The sequence below is a fragment of the Alteromonas mediterranea DE genome, assembly GCF_000020585.3.
GTDB lineage: Bacteria > Pseudomonadota > Gammaproteobacteria > Enterobacterales > Alteromonadaceae > Alteromonas > Alteromonas mediterranea.
On sequence record NC_011138.3, the window covers coordinates 1,286,515 to 1,306,815 of the forward strand.

Consider the following 20,301-nt stretch of genomic DNA (forward strand, 5'->3'; position numbering starts at 1 on the left):
CGGAACCAACAAGGAGGCATCATGCCGAATGTAAATCAGTCACAAACTAAAATTCCTTCGCTAGGTGTAGGCACGTTTCGCTTAAAAGACGATGAAGCCTATAACAGCGTGACAATAGCACTTGAAGTGGGTTTCCGTCATATTGATACGGCGCAAATATACGGCAATGAAGAAGCGGTAGGTCGCGCTATTAACGACGCTATTGCAAACAACCTTGTTGCACGTGAAGACCTTTACGTCACCACCAAGGTGTGGAATGACAAACTGAATAAAGCAAGCTTTGTGGATAGCGTAAAAGAGAGTTTGGAAAAGCTTCAACTGTCGTACGTTGACCTGCTACTTATTCATTGGCCGTCACCGGAAAATGGCGAAAGCATGGAAGAGTACCTAGGTGAATTGGTGCGCGTTAAGGAAATGGGCCTAACAAAAGAAATTGGTATTTCTAACTTTACCGTAGCGCAAGTTGAAGAAGCGGTGAGTATCTTAGGTGAGGGCGTTATCGCCACGAATCAGGTAGAGGTTCACCCTTATCTGACCAATGAAAAAGTACGTGCCGCATGCGAAAAACATGGCATCACAGTTACAGGGTATATGCCGTTTGCTGTTGGTAAAGTGCTAAAAGACGAGACTATCACTGCAATTGCAGATAAGCATGGTGTAAGCACAGCTGAGGTAGTCGTAGCCTGGGAGCTGGCTCATGGTTTAGTGACCATTCCATCGTCGACTAAGCGCAAAAACCTGGAAACCAATTTCAAAGCGCTTGAACTTACCTTAGACGCAGACGATATCGCAAAAATTGACGCGCTAGATTGTGGCGACCGTCAAGCTAACCCAGATTTTTCACCTGCGTGGGACTAATCGGAAAAATCACTGTGTTAAGGAGCTTTTATGCAAGCTAACGTTTGGCAATTTGAACAGGCTAGCGCAGCACTCATACGAAACGAACGCGAATTTTCTAAGCCGGAAGCAGGGCGTATTGTCGTGCGCAACTACGCCATAGGCATCAACCCAGTAGACTGGAAGTTTATCGATGATAACCCGCGCGACTGGGAAAAAGGGCATATTCCCGGTGTGGACGGTGCGGGTGTTGTTGTCGCTGTAGGTGAGGGCGTTGATAACAGTCTATTGGGTAAGCGTGTGGCTTTCCATCATAGCCTAGGTGAAAACGGAAGTTTTGCCGACCATAGTGAAGTGTACGCAAGTCGCGTAATGCTAGTGCCAGAAAGCGTAGATTTTGCATTGGCTGCTGCCTTGCCATGCCCGATGCTTACTGCTTGGCAAGCGTTCAGTAAAGTGCCGGTAAGAGAGGGGGCAGACGTGTTAGTCAGCGGTATGGGCGCCGTTAACAAATTGCTGGCGCAAATACTTTCTCAGGCTGGTTTTAATGTACATGTTATCTCAGGAAGCTTTTCGCAAGAGCAAGCCGATGAGATGGGAGTAAAAGCCATCCATCGCGGTAAACCTGAAGGGCAAACCTTTTACGCGCTTTTCGACGCGAATGGTCCAGACTATGCGGCGTCACTTGTACTGCTTCTTGAAGCTAATGGTCACGTAGTGAGTATTCTAGGACGTATTGAAGTGCCTGTAGATGCGCCTTTCACGCGTACTATTTCTTATCATGAGATAGCCCTAGGCGCGCTGCATGATTATGGCGATTTACCGCAATGGCAGCGCTTGGTGAAAGACGGTGAGGCTCTGCTTGAGCAAGTTGCAGAGCACTCTTTGGTTGTTGAAATTCCAACGCTTTTCGAATTTGATAATCTGAACAAGGCGTTGACATTTTCAAAAGAAGAGAAGCGAAAGGCGGTGGTTACGGTGTCATAAAGCTGGAACGATTAAGTTTCTTCCTTTATCTTTGGTAACGTAAAGGGCTTTATCAGCTCGCGGAAGAAATAGCAAATCAACTATTAGTCCACGAATTGTAACCAGTAAGCGTTATAACGACAGGATTACTAAGTAAACGTGTGGTGTCGTGTAGGCTGGAATTTGTTAAGTAGACTGTGTACTACATAAATAACACACAGGCTAAGCGCAATGGCTACCACTACCGATGAAAAGCGATACAGCGCACTATAAATAATATCCTGTTGCGGAGAGAGTGACTGGCCGTACAAAATGCCAAATGTGGTAAGTACGCCAAAGCCCGTGCCGGCAACACCACCGCCTAGCACATGTTGGCGGCTGATGAAAAATACCAATATCCATAAGCTGAAACTTGCGAAGAACAACGTGTCACTGTAATTCAGCAAAACCAGCTGAGCGAGCAGGGCAAGGTTACACCCTATTAGTGTGCCGAGTGCTCGCTGCCAGCCACTCATGGTGGCGCCTTTCCAGCAAAGAGGGAAAAGAATGAGTATGCTCGCCGCTTGCGCCGAAATGGAATCAACTAAATCGAAGGTTTGAAATACAGCAAAAGATAACGTAGCCACTGTAGTGCATAAGATGACTTCGTGTCGGATGCTCGCTTGATCTTTAGAGACCTTAGGCGGTGGTGTTCGCGGTGCTCTATCTGGGAATATTAGGTGCAACGCAAAAGCGATGCCTAAAGCAAGTAAAATTGCGCCAATATTTGAAATCACCAACGGGTAAATGTCTATTCCATCGTTACTGTAACTTGCGAAGTGCAGCTGTAACGACAGCCCAACCAGAGAAAATGCGCCAAACAAAAATAATGTGCCCTTACTCATTTGCCAAAATAAAAAAGCAAAGGTTGCTGCGATTAATGGTGTAATAAGCAGCGGGTGGGTGCCAAACAAACCATACACTACTAGCACAACCATTGCTGGGAATACGGTCGCTGCAAGAAACTGTCTTATTATGTGCCCATTTAAATCGGCTACCAGCCCTAACAATAAGATGGGATAAAGGGTAAAAAATATCGGGTTCGGCCAGTCCATTGCTTTAGATATCGTAAACCCGAGAGTCGCGCCGCTGGCAATTCTGAGCATCTGTTGAACATCATTATCGCTAAGTTGTGTTTTCATAACCTGTTCTAGTAGACGTAGTGCAATAAACTGATAAAGCGAATTTGAACATTCGCGACAAAACTTTCAATGGGGTTATTAGGAACAATTTGAACCGTCGCCCGGGCACCACTGGTCAGGCGATTTAATGGCGCTTCACTTTCATCTAAGCTGATATGAACGCGCTGGCGTTGCGCGTCACGCACCCATCGGTTCGATTTTTCAACAGCGGCCAGCTTGCCATTTGCTGACAGTTGGCCATCACTAACGCCAGCCTCGAAATCTTCCACCTGCGCCGCAAACACCTTCCCAGGTATCGCATCAAAAACAACTTTGGCACGCACGCCTTTTTCTACACTGGTTAGCGACTTTTCTCTAAAATCAGCAACCAAGTCAAGCTTGTTATCTACAACAGATGCAAGGGGAACGCTTTGTTTGGCATAGGTTCCTTTTGTCACCTGCATGTTTGCCATAATGCCTTCGTGCGGAGCCTTTATTCTGGTGTATGCCAGATTTAATTCTGCACGATTTAGCGCGTTGCGAGCTTCCCGATATTTGAGGTTACGTTCTCCTCTTTCTCCCCTAGCTACAATCTGGAGGTTTAACTCAGCTTTAAGTGCGCTCAAATCTGCCTCTGCGCTTTGAAGTTGGGCGTTAGCTTTATCCACGTCTTGTTGAGAAACTACGTTGCTTTCTATTAAGGTGTTTAATCGTTGATATTCACTTTTGCGTTCTACGAGTATGGCAGTCGCGGCTGCTATTCTTGCCTTCATTGCGTCCACCTGGGCGTCAATTTGGGCATTTTCTTGTGCCACATTCGCCAATTTAATCTGCGCTTTTTCAAGTGCAATATTGTAGGGAGTATCGTCAATTTCGAACAATACTTGCCCTTTTTCAACGTGTTGATTGTTGCTAACTAAGACCTTAATGATTGGGCCATTAAGCTGAGGTGATATTTGTGTAACCTGATGGTACACCCTTGCCTGAGGTGTCATTGGCATGCGGATATCAGCAACTACAAAATATATAAAACAGACAGCAAAGGCTACTAAAGCCAGTTTCACGTACCTTGCAAAAGCTTGGTCGGGTGTTCTTTCACTCACTTAGATGCCTCCAGAAGCCTAACGGCATTTTGCTCAATTTTTTTAAGACATAGGGCCACCGTATTCAGCTCCTCGTCGGGTATACCTGCATACACCTCATCCCGCAGCGCCGCCAACGTGCTTTCAATATCGTTCATACGGCCTTTGCCCATTGGTGTGAAGTAAAGCAAACGGCTTCGTTTATCCTTGTCATCAACAATACGCTTGATCAAGCCCGCGGTTTCTAATTGCTTGATCGTTCTAGTAAGACTTGGCATCTCTATTTCAAGACTTTCCGCTAATGTTTGTTGGGTACATCCTTCGCCAAGCAAAGCCATATGAATCATCACACGCCACCTCGATTCAGTGAGGTCAAGGTGGGCTACAAATTTGGTGACCGTTTTTCTGCATCTTCTTGAAGTACGTGCAAACAGTGCGATTAAGTGAAGCGGCATAGGTTCTGAAAACATCATCGTAATACTTGTAAATTTATTTAGCATGCTAAGTATTTTATTTGGTTAGCATGCTAAGTAAATGGTTATGGGGCGAATAGGTGAATAAGTTCGTTGAGCGTCTACGTGAAGGTTTTCGTTGAATTGAATGTTAAAAACTTGAAGACATCTTTGAAATTAAACCGTCGATTCATTTAACCCGTCATGAGACAGGTGCTACGTAATTTCGCTCTACTGTTACGCCCAGTAAAATGCTAAAATCCGCGCAATTAATTACCAAGCCGTATCAAGCGTTTCACCGCAATATACAATTTGCGCGGACAAGCATTGCTTATCCGATATAAAACGCGCCTGTAAGTTATTGTTTTGCAGGGATAACAGATAACGAAGATAAGTATTGATGTCAGATAAGAAACTTCTAGAAGAGATTAAAAAGCGACGTACGTTCGCAATCATATCGCACCCGGATGCGGGTAAAACCACCATTACTGAAAAAGTATTGTTGTTTGGACGCGCGCTGCAGACCGCCGGTACCGTGAAAGGTAAAAAGTCAGGCCAGCATGCAAAGTCAGACTGGATGGAAATGGAAAAAGAGCGTGGTATCTCGGTAACCACCTCGGTTATGCAGTTTCCCTACAGCGACCATTTGGTGAACCTGCTAGATACCCCGGGGCACGAAGACTTTTCAGAAGACACTTATCGTACGCTAACGGCCGTTGACTCGTGTCTAATGGTTATCGATGCCGCGAAAGGGGTAGAAGACAGAACCCGTAAGCTTATGGAAGTTACCCGTTTGCGCGATACGCCAATTGTGACTTTCATGAACAAGCTTGACCGCGATATTCGCGACCCAATGGAGCTGCTTGATGAAGTAGAAACCGAGCTTGATATCTTGTGTGCGCCAATCACTTGGCCTATTGGCTGTGGTAAAAGCTTTAAAGGGGTTTATCACCTTCATAGGGACGAAACTATTCTGTATCAAAGCGGCCATGGTCACACCATTCAAGATGTGCGCATTATTAAAGGGCTAGACAACCCAGAGCTTGATACTGCAGTGGGTAGCGACCTTGCCGAAACCCTGCGCGACGAGCTTGAGTTGGTGCGCGGTGCGTCTAACGAGTTTGATCAAGAGCTATTCCGTGAAGGTCAGCTAACGCCGGTATTTTTCGGTACAGCATTGGGCAACTTTGGTGTTGACCATATGCTTGACGGGTTAGTTGAGTGGGCGCCAGCACCACTTGGCCGCGAAACTGAAGAAGGCACAATTGAAAGCACCGACGGTAAGTTTAGCGGCTTCGTGTTTAAGATTCAGGCTAACATGGACCCGAAACACCGTGACCGCATCGCGTTTTGTCGTATCGTGTCAGGCAAATACGAAAAGGGCATGAAAATGCGCAACAGCCGCTTAGGCAAAGACGTGCGTATTTCTGATGCATTAACCTTTTTAGCAGGTGACCGTTCTTTGCTCGAAGAAGCCTATGCCGGTGACATTATTGGTTTACATAACCACGGTACTATCCGTATTGGCGATACTTTTACATCAGGCGATAACTACCGCTTTACCGGTATTCCAAACTTTGCGCCCGAGCTATTTAAGCGAATTCGCTTAAAAGATCCGCTTAAGCAAAAACAGTTGCTTAAGGGACTTATTCAGCTATCCGAAGAAGGCGCGGTTCAAGTGTTCCGCCCCCTTGCGAATAACGATTTGATTGTGGGTGCCGTAGGTGTCCTTCAGTTTGATGTGGTTGTGGCGCGTTTAAAAGCAGAGTACAACGTAGATGCACTTTACGAGCATGTTAACGTTGCTACTGCCCGCTGGGTTTACTCTAGTGATGAGAAAAAACTTGATGAGTTCCGCCGTAAAGGGGAGCAGAACCTAGCTCTAGATGGTGGCGACAACCTAACGTATATCGCACCTACCATGGTGAATTTACAGCTAGCGCAAGAGCGCTACCCAGATATTCAATTTACGAACACGCGCGAAAATTAAGAAAAGATACATTATGAATATACATGCACTATTAGTTAACCGTTTCACTGAAGCTCTACAAGAGATGGGCGTAGAAAATGCGCCAGTACCCGTTTCGCGCAGTGCTCGACCAGAGTTTGGTGAATATCAGTTTAATGGCGCCATGGCGCTGGCTAAGCAGCTTAAGCAAAAGCCTCGTGATATCGCAGAAAAAATCGTTGAGACAGTAAAGCTCGACGATATTGCCAGCAAGCTAGAAGTGGCGGGCCCTGGCTTTATCAACGTTCATTTAAACGACGCATGGTTGGCTAACCAGTGCGAATTATCGTTAACCGACCCTCGATTAGGCATCGCAAAGTCGCCTGAGCAAAACATTGTAGTAGATTACTCATCGCCTAACTTAGCGAAAGAAATGCACGTAGGTCACTTGCGTACCACCATTATTGGCGACGCAGTAGTTAAGGTACTCGAGTTCTTGGGTCACAATGTGATTCGTCAAAACCACATGGGGGACTGGGGTACACAGTTCGGCATGTTGCTTGCGCACCTTTCTGATAAGTTGCAAGAAGAAGTGGCTGAAACAGCGCTCTCTGATCTTGAAGACTTTTACCGCGAAGCCAAAGTACGCTTTGACGAAGAAGAAGGTTTTGCCGACCGCGCCCGTGAATACGTAGTTAAGCTACAAGGTGGCGATGCTCAATGTCTGGCGCTGTGGGAAAAGTTCATTGACGTGTCTATTACTCACTCTGAAGAAGTGTACGACAAGCTAAACGTAAGCCTTACCCGTAAAGATATTATGGGTGAGTCGGCTTACAATGACGACTTGGCCAACGTAATCAGCGACCTTAAAACGAAAGGCCTTGCAGTAGAAGACCAAGGTGCGCAGGTGGTGTTTATACCTGAGCTTGCTGATAAAGAAGGTAATCCTGCGGTTTACATCGTTCAAAAGTCTGGCGGCGGCTATTTATACGCAACGACGGACCTTGCGGCAATGCGCTATCGCAGCGGCAAGTTAAACGCTGACCGTACGCTTATTCTCACTGACGCGCGTCAAGCGCTGCACTTTAAGCAAACGGAAATTGTAGGCCGTAAAGCAGGCTTCATGAAAGAAGAGCAAACCTACGAGCACTGCCCATTTGGCATGATGCTAGGCAGTGACGGTAAGCCATTTAAAACGCGTACTGGCGGCACGGTTAAACTGGTTGAATTGCTTGATGAAGCCGTTGAGCGTGCAGGTAAATTAATTGCTGAGCGCGACAACGATTTAAGCGAAGAAGAGCTTAAAGAAGTCGCTCGCAAGGTAGGTATTGGCGCGGTGAAATACGCCGACCTTTCTAAAAACCGCACGACTGATTACATGTTTAACTGGGACTCCATGCTAAGCTTTGAAGGTAACACCGCGCCTTACCTTCAATACGCCTACACCCGTGTGAAGAGTTTGTTTAGAAAAGCGGGTGTTGATATGGCTACTATGCCGGTAGATATCAAGCTTGTTGAGAAACAAGAGCACGCACTAGCCGTATTGCTTATGCAGTTTGAAGAAGTGATTGGTATGGTATCGCGCGAAGCGACGCCTCACGTGTTGTGTACGTACCTTTACGATGTAGCGTCAGCATTCATGACATTCTATGAAGCGTGCCCAATGCTGAAAGAGGGTATAGAGCCACAAGTACGCGATAGCCGTCTAGCGCTGTCAGCTTTGGTTGCCAAAACGCTAGAGAAAGGATTAACCTTACTCGGTATTGAAACACTAGAAAAAATGTAGTGCTCACGGTACAACGTACTTATTGATATTGAAAAAGGCTGACATTGATGAAGTGTCAGCCTTTTTTGTTTGCCCAGCGAAGCTGGCAAACCCGTCAGGTTGAAAGAAACCTGAATCACCCTGACTGAGGGGAAGATAATCCGAATGGCAAGGGCGTTGTTGGCCAACGGCAGGGTCTGAAGGAAGCCATAGGAAGTTAGAGGTACACAACGCAAGTGAACCTGATTCGGCAAGACAGGAGGGTAAGCGTGCAAAATAGCGTGAAGCCCGATACTCAGTCAGTCCTGTTTTGTGTTTGAGGGTGGGATTTCTAACAGGGAGCCAGCACAGTAACTGGGGAAGCCTGGCACCGTCTCTGGTTATGAGCCAGAAGCATCTATGCGAGAGGCGACTCAAGGTAGGTGTTGGTGTGAGGTGGCAGATGACGCCGTAGTAGTGAATAAAGTTCGGCCTGTGAAAGCCAGTAATGGTGTGGAGGATAAAACCGAGCTGACCATCAGCAGTGTTTGATGGCGTTCTTATCAGCCAAAAGCTGATTAGGATGGCGAAGGGCGGAAGTACATAGTAAGTCTGTGATGAGCAGATGTTTTTTTTTAGTGGTACACGAATCGACTAGCTATCGACGTCTTCGTACTTGGTTTGTCGCGGAAGCGACGGACTGGCTACGAAACGGTACATAGGAGTAATGTGGGAACGTTGAGTAGATTGCCATTGGGCTAGCACGCTCTACCACCATGTGAAATAGACCAACACGAAAAGAAGTCATCGGCCCCCACACAGCACACCATCTTCGAGGAGAAGCGTGCGGGTTTATTATAGTTTGTACGGTCACTTGCTTAATAAAGCCAGACTGTTCAAGGGATTTAAAAAGGTACTCAAAGCGAAAGGCGCGGCCGGAATAGATGGGCAGAGCCTGAGCGCGTTTGCCTCAAATCTGGATAATGAACTTACGCAGCTTCTTCTCGAACTCAAAACCAAACGCTATCAAGCGCAACCGGTAAGACGGGTGGTTATCCCGAAAGACGGTGGCGGCGAGCGTCTGTTGGGTATCCCAACGGTAAGGGATAGGGTCGTTCAACAGTGCTTAAATGACCTCCTAACCCCCATCTTCGAAGAACAGTTCCACCCATCAAGCTTTGGTTATAGGCCGAAGCGGAGCTGTCACGATGCTATCAATAAAGCCACGATGTTTATCCGTCGATATAGGCGTCAACACGTGGTGGATATGGACCTGTCGAAGTGCTTTGATAAGCTGGACCATACGCTTATCATTAAGAGCATCAAAAGACGGGTCCGTGATGGCAGCGTGCTGAGCCTTATTACTCAGTTCTTACAAAGTGGGGTGATGGTCGATGGACATTGGCAGCAAACAGAAACAGGCAGTCCGCAGGGTGGGGTAATAAGCCCACTGATAGCGAACATCTATCTGGATGCGTTCGATGAGGAAATGAAACAGCGGGGGCACAGAATAGTGCGCTATGCTGATGATATCCTTATCTTGTGTTGCAGTCGTACAGCGGCAGAGAATGCCAAAGCACAAGCCACACATATCTTAGAAGGAAAGCTAAAGCTCAGCGTAAACACGGAGAAAACACATATCACACACAGTGACGATGGTGTGAAGTTCCTTGGCGTTGAAATCGGGACGAAACATACCCGCATCCAGCCCAAGAAACTCACCGCGTTTAAGGCGAAGCTCAAGCAGATGACGAAACGCAATGGCGGAATGCCGCTGCAATCAGTCATCAATGCACTAAACCCACTGCTAAGAGGGTTCAGTTATTACTTCAAGATAGCCAATGCGAGCAGGGCATTTAAGCAAATAGCAAGCTGGCTAAGACGCCGCTTGCGCAGTATTCAACTCAAGTTATGGAAGAAGGCGAGCCGCCTCCATCGCTGGCTAAGACAGCATGGTTATAAAGGTCGGTTTGCCCACATCAACATGACGAGTTGGTGCAGTGCACGCAGCCCCTTAGCAAGCTATGCGATGCCAAACAGTTGGTTCGATGAGCTCGGGCTAATGAACTTGGAGAATGTTGCAACGGGATATGTGTTTAGCCATTACGCTAAATAACTATGTACATGAGCCGTATACGAGGCCCGTATGTACGGTTCTGTGAGAGGGATGAGGCGGTGACGCCTCACCCTACTCGATATGCTTAACACGAACGTATAAACACACAGCTTGCCGGTGAAAACTTTAATGCTTACATTTTTATTAAAACCGATAAGACGATAGATTCTTATAAGTTAGACAAATAAAAACGACAGGAAACCCGTATGACTAAGATCCTTGCCTTTGCAGGCAGTACCCGTAAAGGTTCATTCAACCACGCTATAGTAAACGTAGCCGCTGAAGGCGCACGTGACGCTGGCGCAGAAGTAACCGTGATTGATTTGGCTGATTATCAGATGCCAATTTTTAATGAGGACGACGAAGCAGAGTTTGGCATGCCTGAAAAGGCCCAAGCATTTAAAGAACTACTTATGAGTCATGATGGTTTTCTTATTGCTTCTCCAGAATACAACTCTAGCTACCCGGCACTGCTTAAAAATGCGATTGATTGGGCGTCACGCATGGGCGAAGGCGAAAAGCCCCTGCAAGCCTATCGCGGTAAAGTGGCGGGCATCATGGCCGCGTCGGCCGGTGGATTAGGCGGAATGCGCGTGCTGGTGGTACTTAGAATGTTGCTTGAAAACCTAGGTACTATGGTGCTGCCAAATCAAAAAGCTATCGCAAAGGTAAATACGCTCGTGGAAGACGGCGTAATTACCGATGAAAAAACGATAAAGCAACTTAAGAATTTGGGTAAAGAGACCGCTGAGTTGGCAGGTAAACTGGCCTAATGGCAGATGAGTATAATGGCTAGAGCGACCCGTCGAAGCTTTAGTTCGAAAAAACTACGCAAAACACGTCCCATGGTCAGTGGTTAAATTTGGTTTGATGTCATAGTCTAGCTCAGTGCACGTGCACAAAACCTCAAGTTCCTTAGTGTAATTAAAGCAGGCTTAGGCCTGCTTCTTTAGTTTTATTTAAGCATGGACAAAGGCAAATAATCATGGATAAGAAAAATTACAGCCACGTAGCATTTTGGTTTCTTGCGGCAATAAATATTATTTCTCTCTTTGAGAGTATCATTTCAAAAGAAGGGTTCTCGCTCTTAACAGAACCTGAGTTTCAGAACCTACTTTTACTCGCAATTCTTCAAAAGCTTGTGAAGCTCTCAAGTGTAAGAGTACCCGATGCAGGCGACATCAATTAACGTGTTATATTCCGAACTCTCTGTATTAATGTAGTGTTCGGTGCCGACAGCAAGCCGCTTAATTGAGTGCGGCTTGCTTGGTTTGATTTCTCACTTTTACGTCTGAATTATTTTATACCACGTTGAGTTTCTAGGTAGCTGGCAAAGCTGCCAAGCCAGTGGCTGCCCATGTAGTGCATATCGCCAAACACAGCGTTTAATCCTGCTTCACGGTGTGCTTTTAGCGTTTTCTTCAGTACCGTTAAGCGTGCGTCATTGTCTGGTAAAGCGCTTATAATGCCTTCAATCATCCACGCACGGCTGATATTCAGCCCGTCTAGGTGAGCGAGCTTACCATCCGTTTTGTCCGTCACAGTCGCAGGCGCTAGCCAATTTGATGTGCTAGCTGTGAGGCTAGGAAAGAATGCTGAAAGCCATTGGCTGTATTCATGTTTAGCCATTACTCGGCGCATTAGGTCGGCTTCGGCCAAACACGGTGATAGAAAATCCTGTCCTGAAGGCTCGTAGGCTAGGGGGCATTGCTTATCAGCTTGGTAATATTCTTTTACTCTAGATGTAAGCAGTGCTTCAAACTCTTTATTACCTGATATTTTCGCCCAGTCTAACATTAGGCCAAAAGCAAAGGCGGTTTGACTGTGTTCACCGGTTCGGATTGGATAAGCCAGTTTGGGTAGCCAGGCACTTACTCTCGCCACAATTTCTTCTTCAAGCGGTAGTAGCGTGTCCAACCAGATCTTTGCTTCTGGAGTTGATGATTGACGTAGTTCCGCGGTTAATTGTAGAAACCAAGCAAGACCATAGGGGCGCTCAAACGACGCATTATTCTCACGGTTAAGACTTGCCAATTCACCTTGAATGTTCTCTGTCGTAAAGCTGATATTAAGTTTTTCAATAATCTCTCCTTTATTCACCGCGTCTTGCGCAGTGTTTAGCATTCTTACTAAAAGCCAATGGCCATGAACTGATGAATGCCAGTCTAAACAACCATAAAATGCTGGGTAGAGTTGACTTGGTGCTTTAACGTCGTCGGCGTTATTCATCATGTGTTTCACTACATTTGGAAACTCTTGATGAATACAATGAAGCGCGAGGTTAGCAAAAACGCTTTCGTAGTTGTTGTTAGAAGTACCTGTGGAGTCACTTGTAACTGTATTGGTACTGCTGGGGTCAACGGCTTCCGCAGTTGGCGTACTAGCAGCGAAGGCGTTGTGGGTAGCGATTATTGCAGTTAACGCCACACTGCGGCGAATAAAGTTCTTTATTTTCATCATGGCTTCGTAAGCTTTTTTATTACAAATCTAACGCCAATGTATAGTGATAGGTGATTTGAATAAAGAGCTGCGCGACATATAGCGTGCCAGCACTTTAAGTAGCAGCTTATAGTGTAAACCCAGCTGAGTTAGTTTTAATTCAGCTTTCGATACTTTCTAGTTTGTCAGTAAATACACTTGTACAACCAATATTGTTTAGTACCCACTGTGCATTGTAATAAGTGTCGCCATACCTTTCCCCGCTGTCACACATAAGCGTAACTATTGACCCCGTTTCACCCTGTTGCTTCATTCGTTCGGCAATACTTAGCGCGCCCCATAAGTTGGTACCGGTAGAGGGGCCGGCTTTTATTCCCATGGTACTGTTTAACCAATGCATAGTAGCAATACTGGCCGCATCGGGAACCGCAATCATGTCGTCTATAACGTCGTGCTGAAAAGAAGCTTCCACTTTAGGGCGTCCAATCCCCTCTATGCGGCTTCCGCGGGTAGCGGTAAGTGTATGATCCCTATTTTTGAAGCTATCAAAAAACACACTGAATTCTGGGTCTACTACAACGAGTTTGGAAGAGAGGCCTTTGTAACGTATGTAGCGGCCTATAGTAGCTGATGTTCCGCCTGTTCCTGCACTCATAACCACGGTGTGTGGTACCGGGTGGGGCTCGGCTTTCATCTGCTCAAAAATACTTTCAGCAATATTATTATTGCCGCGCCAGTCTGTTGCGCGTTCTGCGTAAAGGAACTGATCCATAAAATAGCCGTTAAGTTCTTTCGCTACCTTAGTGGCTTCGCAGTGCATTTGTGTAGGGCAGTCGACGAAATGACACTGACCACCGTAGCGTTCAATAAGCGCTATTTTACTCTGGGCGGTAGACTTAGGCATAACCGCAACAAACGGCACGCCAATCATTTTAGCAAAGTAAGCTTCAGACACGGCCGTGCTGCCTGAAGATGCCTCTACCACAGTCGTTCCCTCTACAATTTTTCCATTACACAGGGCGTACAGAAAAAGGGAGCGGGCCAAGCGGTGTTTTAAGCTGCCCGTAGGGTGGGTGCTTTCATCTTTAAGATAGATGTCGATGCCTTGAAATGCTATTTGCTCAAGTTTTATCAAATGGGTGTCTGCAGAGCGCTGATAATCTGCATTGATGGTATTAATCGCTTTTGAAACCCAGCTTTTCATAACACATCTCTCTTTCTATTAAATTCTTGCTCACCCCTTAAAAATACGCGCTGCAGTTAAAGTTCAGGGGAGCTGTACTCTCTAAACGTTAGAAAAAGAATATCAGTACAATACGAGCAATTGATTCTATTAATCCACTGTATGGTTGTTTTTGTGCAATTTCATTGCATTAATAGTTTTAATGGTAAAATAATTTTTTAAAATGATGCTAGCGCGAGAGTTTAAGAGATTAAAGCTAACTCAAGGTTGTGAAGACAAGGGCAAAAAATAGCCGAAAGGAAGGTAACTTTAGGTAAGGTTTATTGCACCTAACGCTAAACAGACCCTAGCTATTCTTCAGTACAAAAAAGTTCAGAATCCTCATCTATATTGGTATCGTTAGCAAACGACTTTATTAAAAGGTAACAACATGAAAATTAGGGCGCTTTTCTTTGCCACACCTCTTATACCCGCGTTATGGGTATCTACGTTGGCTTATTCGAAAGAAGAGCAAATGCTAAAAGTTGCTACATTTAATGTAAGCATGGAGGCGACTAACTACAAAGCCTTAGGCATGAAGCCGAGCGACAAAGTACTTCAGCATGTTCTGTCTACAGGTGAGTACCCTCAAGTTAAAAATATTGCTGAAATTATTCAGCGTGTTAACCCTGATATTTTATTGCTGAATGAGTTTGATTACATTGCAGATAAACGTATAGGCATAGAGGCTTTTATGGAAAACTACCTGAACGTTTCTCAGCAAGGGCTTGAACCGGTTGACTACCCTTACACGTACGTAGCGCCAGTAAACACGGGCGAGCCCACCACCTTCGACTTAGACAATAATGGCAAAGCAGAAGGTTTTGGTGGCGATGCATACGGCTTTGGGCTTTATCCCGGGCAATATGGCATGGCGCTTTTGTCAAAATACCCTATTGATGTTGATGGTATTCGCACCTTTCAGACGTTTAAATGGCATCACATGCCTCATCCACAGGTTCCAATTATTCCCGACGAGAGCGGAAGTACTGATAAGGGCAAGCCATGGTACGACGTAGAAGAGTGGGCCGCGCTAAGGTTGAGTTCTAAGTCTCACTGGGATGTGCCGGTGAAAGTAGCGGGTAAAACCGTACACATACTTGCTATGCATCCAACACCACCTAATTTTGATGGAAACGAAGACAGAAACGGAAAGCGCAATTTCGATGAAATAAGGCTGATGGCGGATTACCTTTCTCCTGACAAAGGCGCCTATATCTACGATGACAGGGGTGAGAAAGTCAGTTTAGAAACCAATACGCGCTTTGTACTTTTAGGCGATTTTAATGCTGCCGATATCGGTAACAAACACCGCGAGGGCGTAATAGAACAATTGACCGAACACCCGTTAGTTAATAATGACATCATTCCTACAAGTGCCGGTGGTGCGGGCGCATCTGGCGCTAAATTCAGTAATCGCTTTACTGCTTACTGGGGAGCAAGAGCTGACTATGTTTTGCCATCTCGATTTGGCTTCGATGTGAACGATGCTGGCGTTTTCTGGCCTGCAAAAACCAGTGACCTATATCGATTAGTTAGAGACCGTGCTGCCAGCTCAGATCACAGGTTAGTCTGGATTAGCTTGTCGTTGACCGAAGATAACTAAAAACCACAATTTTTGTGTTAGTTAATAGATAGAGGTATTATTACACCGTCTATCTAATAACGTACCGAGAAGCCATTGAAGTTTGTGTCTCTCACTTTTGTGATGTGTTTGCTGTGGGTGATACCCATAGATGGCTTTTCGGTAGAGTCTTCTCAGCTCATGCCGCTCAACCGGTATTTCCCTCAATCGTGGGGAACGAAAGACGGGCTTCCTCACAATAGTATTCACGCATTAGCACAAACGTCCAATGGGTATCTATGGGCGGGTACTTGGGAAGGTGTAGCTCGGTTTAATGGTCAGCAGTTCACTGTATTTACCCGCGGCGCGCAAACAGGATTACCAGACTCCGGCATTCGAAGCTTGTATTACAACAAGCCCCGCGACGAGCTACTGGTGGCAGGAAACCGAGGCGGTGTAACGTCGCTTATTGCAGAGCAGTGGCATGCTCAAGCGCCCCTGCCTGCAATGGTTAATCATGCGTTCAGAGACAGTAATAACGTGTTGTGGTTTGCGCTGGAAGACACGGGGATTGCAATGAGAACGCCTGATGGCACGCAAAAAGAATACATTGTAAATTCGAGTGCTTACCGCATAATCGAAGACGGATTTGGAGTAATCTGGTTTGCAACAAATCAAGGCTTATTCAAATACATAAACGATAAATTTCAGCTAGCTGTACCCGACCACAACATACTGTCTGGTCCATCATTTACTCTCGCTCTTGATAGCAAAAAACGTGTTTTAGTTGGCACGGAACACGGTGTTTGGCAGCAAAGAAACGGAACCTTCGCGCTACTTCACAGCTCACTTGCCGACAAATCAGTTAGTAGTATTTTGCTTGATCATCAAAATAGCATTTGGGTAGGCACCATTAATCATGGCCTCTACCGTCTAAGTGGCTTAGGCCTAGAGAAACTGGATGCGACAACAGGTCTTCCCAACAACCGCGTTTTTTCACTGCTTGAAGATTTGGAAAAAAATATCTGGATTGGCACTAATGGTGGTTTGTTTAGGCTGCGTCGTGCGCTATTTACCACATTCTCGCAAAGCCAAGGAATGAGTGGAGACTTTTTGCGAACTGTTTTGCAAACGTCTGATGGCCAACTTTTAGCAGGTGGAAGTGCTGGATTAGATATATTTTCCAATGATGCGTTTTCCAGCGCATCGCTCACTACGGGTGAAGCCTTTTCTGTACTCAGTTTGGCAGCGGTAACTGAAGAAGTAACGTTAGTTGGCACCTATACAAAAGGTGTGCTGCGATATGAAAACGACCAACTTACTCCTTACCTCAATAGACATTTAGGGTTACCGAGTAATGAAGTAAGGGCCATTCTTTTAGCGAGTGATAACAGTGTTTGGTATGCCACTGCGCAAGGTGTAGTTCAACAAACGCCAGATGGAAAGCTAATCCATTTTAATGAACAAAATGGGCTACCTGCTCATTTTTCAATGGGCTTGGCAGAAGATCGTGAAGGACGAATCTGGATTGCTACAGGGACAGGGCTCGCCTATATCCAACAGGGTATTGTGCACACAGTGTCGTTTCCTGAACATTCAGATGCGCAGCACGCGTTCAGTTTTAGCGTTGTTGAAAAGGGAACTTGGATTACAACCGATCGAGGCCTTGCGTATTTTGACAATGCTACTCAGGCACTTAGTGTAATCGAAAAGTCGCAGGGGCTTCCCGTAGATAAACTGTTTTCAATCGGTATAGATCACAACAGCGGTGTATGGCTAAGTTCAAATCAAGGGGTCATTCTCACTTCACTATCAAGTCTTAAGGAGTGTCTGACACATCCAAGTGCTTTATTGGAATTTGAGCATTTTAAAGAAGAAAATGGCCTGGCGAGTATTCAAATCAATGGTGGGTCACAGCCATCTCAGTTTGTCGATGTAGACGGAAATGTTTGGCTTCCTACTGCGAAAGGGCTCGCCACAGTAACGCCTGCAAACCTTGCCATGTTGAGTGAATTCCCTATTCCGGTAAGTATAGAGGCGGTACTACTGGACGGTGCTGACCAGCAATTTGATACGGATAAAAGGGAAGTAGACGTAACGCCGTTAACCACACGAGTTGCGTTTCAGTATGCAGGGTTGGGATTCGCTATGCCTTCGCGTATAGAGTATCAGGCTATGTTAGTAGGATATGACCAAGATTGGGTTAACCGTCATCAATTTAGAATGACTGAATACACTAATTTAGCACCTGGTCGTTATCAGTTTAAAGTACGTGCTCGTTATATTGGTGGTCCCTGGCAAGAGATTACGTCACCATTTTCTATTCGCGTGCTCCCCAGCATTTATCAGACATTTGCTTTTAAATTCTCGGTTTTTCTTTTCTTCTGTTTTGTTATCTATGCACTTTATAAAGTACGTTTTCATCACTTGAAAAAATCAGAAATGATTTTAAAACAAAGGGTCGATGAACAAACCAGATCACTAGAATTACAAACCAAGCGGTTCGAGTTCCAAGCAACTCATGATGATCTAACGGGTATTGCAAATAGACGAGCATTCGACCGCTGGCTTGTACAATATTTTGAAGAGGCTAAAGCGAAACAAACTCCTCTATGTCTTGCCGTTATCGATATCGACCATTTTAAACAGGTAAATGATCAGTACTCTCACTTAGTAGGAGATAAAGTCATAACTGAGGTGGCCCGTATATTAAATCGCGAAGTTCCGCATTATGCTAAATGTGCAAGGTGGGGCGGCGAAGAGTTTACTGTGTTGTTACCCGAATATGACTTGATAAATGCAAGGGTAGCTATGGATCATGTTCGAAAAATCGTGGCAGCACATGATTTCAGTTTTATAGCGCAAACGCTGAAAGTCACAATCAGTATTGGTGTAGCAAGTGCAGATGGCGCGAGAGATCACGACAGAATGTTAACCCATGCCGACCAAGCACTTTATACTGCAAAAGAAAATGGCCGCAACCAAGTGACCATTTTCGAATAAACGATAAGTGAGGTAGTGGTTAATTACTACAACATCTTTAACCTGACTTTGCCGTAAAGCTTTACTGTGGCGATTGACCCAACTGCGCTTCTTCGCGTTCTCGTGAAACTGCCTCGAACAGCGTAAAGTAAGCCACCACAGCAAGATTAGCGACAAACCAAAGGTCTTTAATAACGAACTGTCCTAGGCGATTGATGATAGTCGTGCTGTTAAAGGTATCCGGTACAGTAAACAAAAACGTTTGTGTCATTATAAAAGCCGATAAACAAGCCAGTCCGCTCGCAATGATCATCGGCTTGTTCTTAGTAAAGATGCCCGCACCCAATAGCAGTGCAAAGAGGACATCAAACCCACCAATTACATTCGATGCACCCTGTACGCTAAACACAGCATATAGCCACGACATAAACGGTGATGTTTCAACTAGCCCCACAATCGCATTAGCTTCAAACTCGAAAAACTTCATGCCTCCTATCCATAATAAGACCATGGTTACAGGAGCAAAGTTAAGGTATGTCAGTTGCTTGTGTGAAAATTTTTCGCGATAAAACAAGAATAGGAAAAGCGGTAATACTGCGAAGTACTTAATGATGCCTTGACCGCTGCCAATAATCGGGAAGCCCCCTAAATCGGCCATCCATCTCGTTGGTGATAATAACGTCAGCAATGGAATGGCCGTTACAAAAGTGGCATATAGTGTTACTGCTTTTGCTGAAACAAGGTTAAAACGTGCTGCAATGGTCATTAACGGTAGCAACAGCAACGCGATACCAGAAAAAGCACCAAGGGCACTCTCGCTCAACACAGAGTCTAACGAGTAGAAATTAAATGTAGCGATAAGTGCATTGGGGTTTGCACCCAATAAAAATGTTAGGCCAAGAACTGCGAAGCTAAAAGTGAGCAATGCGGTGACCATGTTTTCGGTTTGGTTTAGTGTCATAAAGCGTCCGTAAATACTGCTAGTTTTGCGAAGTGTATGTAGAGACCCGTCGAGGTAGCACTAAAATTTCATAGGTTTGATAATTTATTAGGCATAGCGCAACAAGCAAATAAGGATTTATCGACAAAATAAGAACTTATCTAATAGCGGTTGTCATAAGTAGCAGCGGTCTTAAATAAATTAGGTCTTAAGTAATGTGGGGCTTAAATAGTTTGGCTTTTAAATAGTAGTGGTTTAAAAAGTAAAATAAATTGAGAGAAAAAATGAAACAAGCAAGCAGTAGAGCACAGAAGCGTTTTAGGATCTGGTTAATAGCAGGCGTGTGTGCAGCCTTGTCTGCTTGTGGCGCTCAGCCCCCAGAACCTATTGATGAGCCAATCGCGAGTGTTGAAGACGTCGAAAGATTAGAGCAAGTTGTTGATACCTCATTGCCTTTGGTGCAGCAGGCCTATTCCATTGAGTCTGAAAAAGTGTGCGATAAACACGGTGGTAACTGGAAGAAAGTAGGCCGACAGCAGGCGCATGCTTGTGTGCTTCCCGCGAACGATGCTGGCAATGCGTGTAATGACAGCAGCGAGTGCGAAGTGGCTTGTGTCACGGAAAACAATAAGATGGAAGCTGGGCAAAAAGCCAGTGGGGTGTGTTTAGAAACTACCGACCTATTTGGCTGCAGAGCTTATGTGTCTAATGGTGTGGTGGAGCATACCCTGTGTGTTGATTAAGCGAGCGTTAAATGAAGCGCGCGCCATCGGCAATGCGCTAATTGTGCAACACTCGCGTATCCATATTTTAAATAACTTACATTGGCAATTTGCTCATTTACAGGGA

The 20,301-nt window shown here is 45.5% G+C and carries 16 protein-coding genes; 10 read left to right on the forward strand and 6 right to left on the reverse strand.

The genetic code is table 11. The features are described 5' to 3' along the window. The first annotated feature begins 21 nt into the window (after positions 1 to 21). Together dkgB and MADE_RS05910 are read left to right on the forward strand one after the other, a co-directional pair. Positions 22 to 858, forward strand: a complete 837-nt coding sequence (dkgB, locus tag MADE_RS05905) for a 2,5-didehydrogluconate reductase DkgB (protein WP_012517755.1) — start codon at positions 22 to 24, stop codon at positions 856 to 858. Between the two features lie 30 nt (positions 859 to 888). Beyond that, entirely contained in the window at positions 889 to 1,824 is a 936-nt protein-coding gene (locus MADE_RS05910) for an alcohol dehydrogenase catalytic domain-containing protein (RefSeq protein ID WP_012517756.1), read from the forward strand. Between the two features lie 128 nt (positions 1,825 to 1,952). Here the strand turns inward: MADE_RS05910 and MADE_RS05915 are convergent, their stop codons facing one another. The 3 genes from MADE_RS05915 to MADE_RS05925 are packed head-to-tail and all read right to left on the reverse strand — an operon-like array spanning position 1,953 to position 4,518. Next, a complete protein-coding gene (locus MADE_RS05915; RefSeq protein ID WP_012517757.1) occupies positions 1,953 to 2,984 on the reverse strand; it encodes a DUF2955 domain-containing protein in 1,032 nt (343 codons plus the stop codon). Between the two features lie 8 nt (positions 2,985 to 2,992). Continuing rightward, a complete protein-coding gene (locus MADE_RS05920) occupies positions 2,993 to 4,066 on the reverse strand; it encodes an HlyD family secretion protein (protein ID WP_020744891.1) in 1,074 nt (357 codons plus the stop codon). Beyond that, a complete protein-coding gene (locus MADE_RS05925) occupies positions 4,063 to 4,518 on the reverse strand; it encodes a MarR family winged helix-turn-helix transcriptional regulator (RefSeq protein WP_023559559.1) in 456 nt (151 codons plus the stop codon). Before MADE_RS05925 ends, MADE_RS05920 begins: the two co-directional genes overlap by 4 nt. Positions 4,519 to 4,897: 379 nt before the next feature. Here MADE_RS05925 and prfC point away from each other — a divergent pair, with 379 nt between their 5' ends. The 5 genes from prfC to MADE_RS05950 all read left to right on the forward strand — a co-directional run bounded on the left by prfC (position 4,898) and on the right by MADE_RS05950 (position 11,494). Then, entirely contained in the window at positions 4,898 to 6,487 is a 1,590-nt protein-coding gene (prfC, locus tag MADE_RS05930; RefSeq protein WP_012517760.1) for a peptide chain release factor 3, read from the forward strand. Positions 6,488 to 6,500: 13 nt separating this feature from the next. After that, complete coding sequence (argS, locus tag MADE_RS05935; protein WP_012517761.1) at positions 6,501 to 8,231, forward strand: arginine--tRNA ligase; 1,731 nt, start codon at positions 6,501 to 6,503, stop codon at positions 8,229 to 8,231. 802 nt (positions 8,232 to 9,033) lie between these two features. Beyond that, complete coding sequence (ltrA, locus tag MADE_RS05940) at positions 9,034 to 10,305, forward strand: group II intron reverse transcriptase/maturase (protein ID WP_012517763.1); 1,272 nt, start codon at positions 9,034 to 9,036, stop codon at positions 10,303 to 10,305. Positions 10,306 to 10,511: 206 nt separating this feature from the next. Then, entirely contained in the window at positions 10,512 to 11,078 is a 567-nt protein-coding gene (locus MADE_RS05945) for an NADPH-dependent FMN reductase (protein WP_012517764.1), read from the forward strand. A 212-nt stretch (positions 11,079 to 11,290) separates the two neighbouring features. Then, the gene (locus tag MADE_RS05950; RefSeq protein ID WP_012517765.1) at positions 11,291 to 11,494 is read left to right on the forward strand and encodes a hypothetical protein; all 204 of its coding nucleotides are present in this window, start codon (positions 11,291 to 11,293) and stop codon (positions 11,492 to 11,494) included. Positions 11,495 to 11,601: 107 nt separating this feature from the next. Here MADE_RS05950 and MADE_RS05955 read toward each other — a convergent pair whose 3' ends face one another. Both MADE_RS05955 and MADE_RS05960 read right to left on the reverse strand, forming a co-directional pair. Beyond that, complete coding sequence (locus MADE_RS05955; protein WP_012517766.1) at positions 11,602 to 12,762, reverse strand: DUF2891 domain-containing protein; 1,161 nt, start codon at positions 12,760 to 12,762, stop codon at positions 11,602 to 11,604. Positions 12,763 to 12,904: 142 nt separating this feature from the next. Beyond that, the gene (locus MADE_RS05960; RefSeq protein WP_012517767.1) at positions 12,905 to 13,948 is read right to left on the reverse strand and encodes a PLP-dependent cysteine synthase family protein; all 1,044 of its coding nucleotides are present in this window, start codon (positions 13,946 to 13,948) and stop codon (positions 12,905 to 12,907) included. A 409-nt stretch (positions 13,949 to 14,357) separates the two neighbouring features. Here MADE_RS05960 and MADE_RS05965 point away from each other — a divergent pair, with 409 nt between their 5' ends. After that, positions 14,358 to 15,572, forward strand: a complete 1,215-nt coding sequence (locus MADE_RS05965; protein WP_012517768.1) for an endonuclease/exonuclease/phosphatase family protein — start codon at positions 14,358 to 14,360, stop codon at positions 15,570 to 15,572. 102 nt (positions 15,573 to 15,674) lie between these two features. Beyond that, entirely contained in the window at positions 15,675 to 18,533 is a 2,859-nt protein-coding gene (locus MADE_RS05970) for a ligand-binding sensor domain-containing diguanylate cyclase (RefSeq protein ID WP_023559560.1), read from the forward strand. Positions 18,534 to 18,594: 61 nt separating this feature from the next. On the opposite strand, the gene MADE_RS05975 is transcribed toward MADE_RS05970, so the two are convergent. Next, a complete protein-coding gene (locus tag MADE_RS05975; RefSeq protein WP_012517770.1) occupies positions 18,595 to 19,473 on the reverse strand; it encodes a DUF417 family protein in 879 nt (292 codons plus the stop codon). 263 nt (positions 19,474 to 19,736) lie between these two features. Between MADE_RS05975 and MADE_RS05980 the strand changes: the two genes are divergently transcribed. Then, positions 19,737 to 20,195 (forward strand): hypothetical protein, encoded by a 459-nt coding sequence (locus MADE_RS05980; RefSeq protein WP_012517771.1) that lies wholly within the window; start codon positions 19,737 to 19,739, stop codon positions 20,193 to 20,195. Positions 20,196 to 20,301 lie beyond the last annotated feature (106 nt).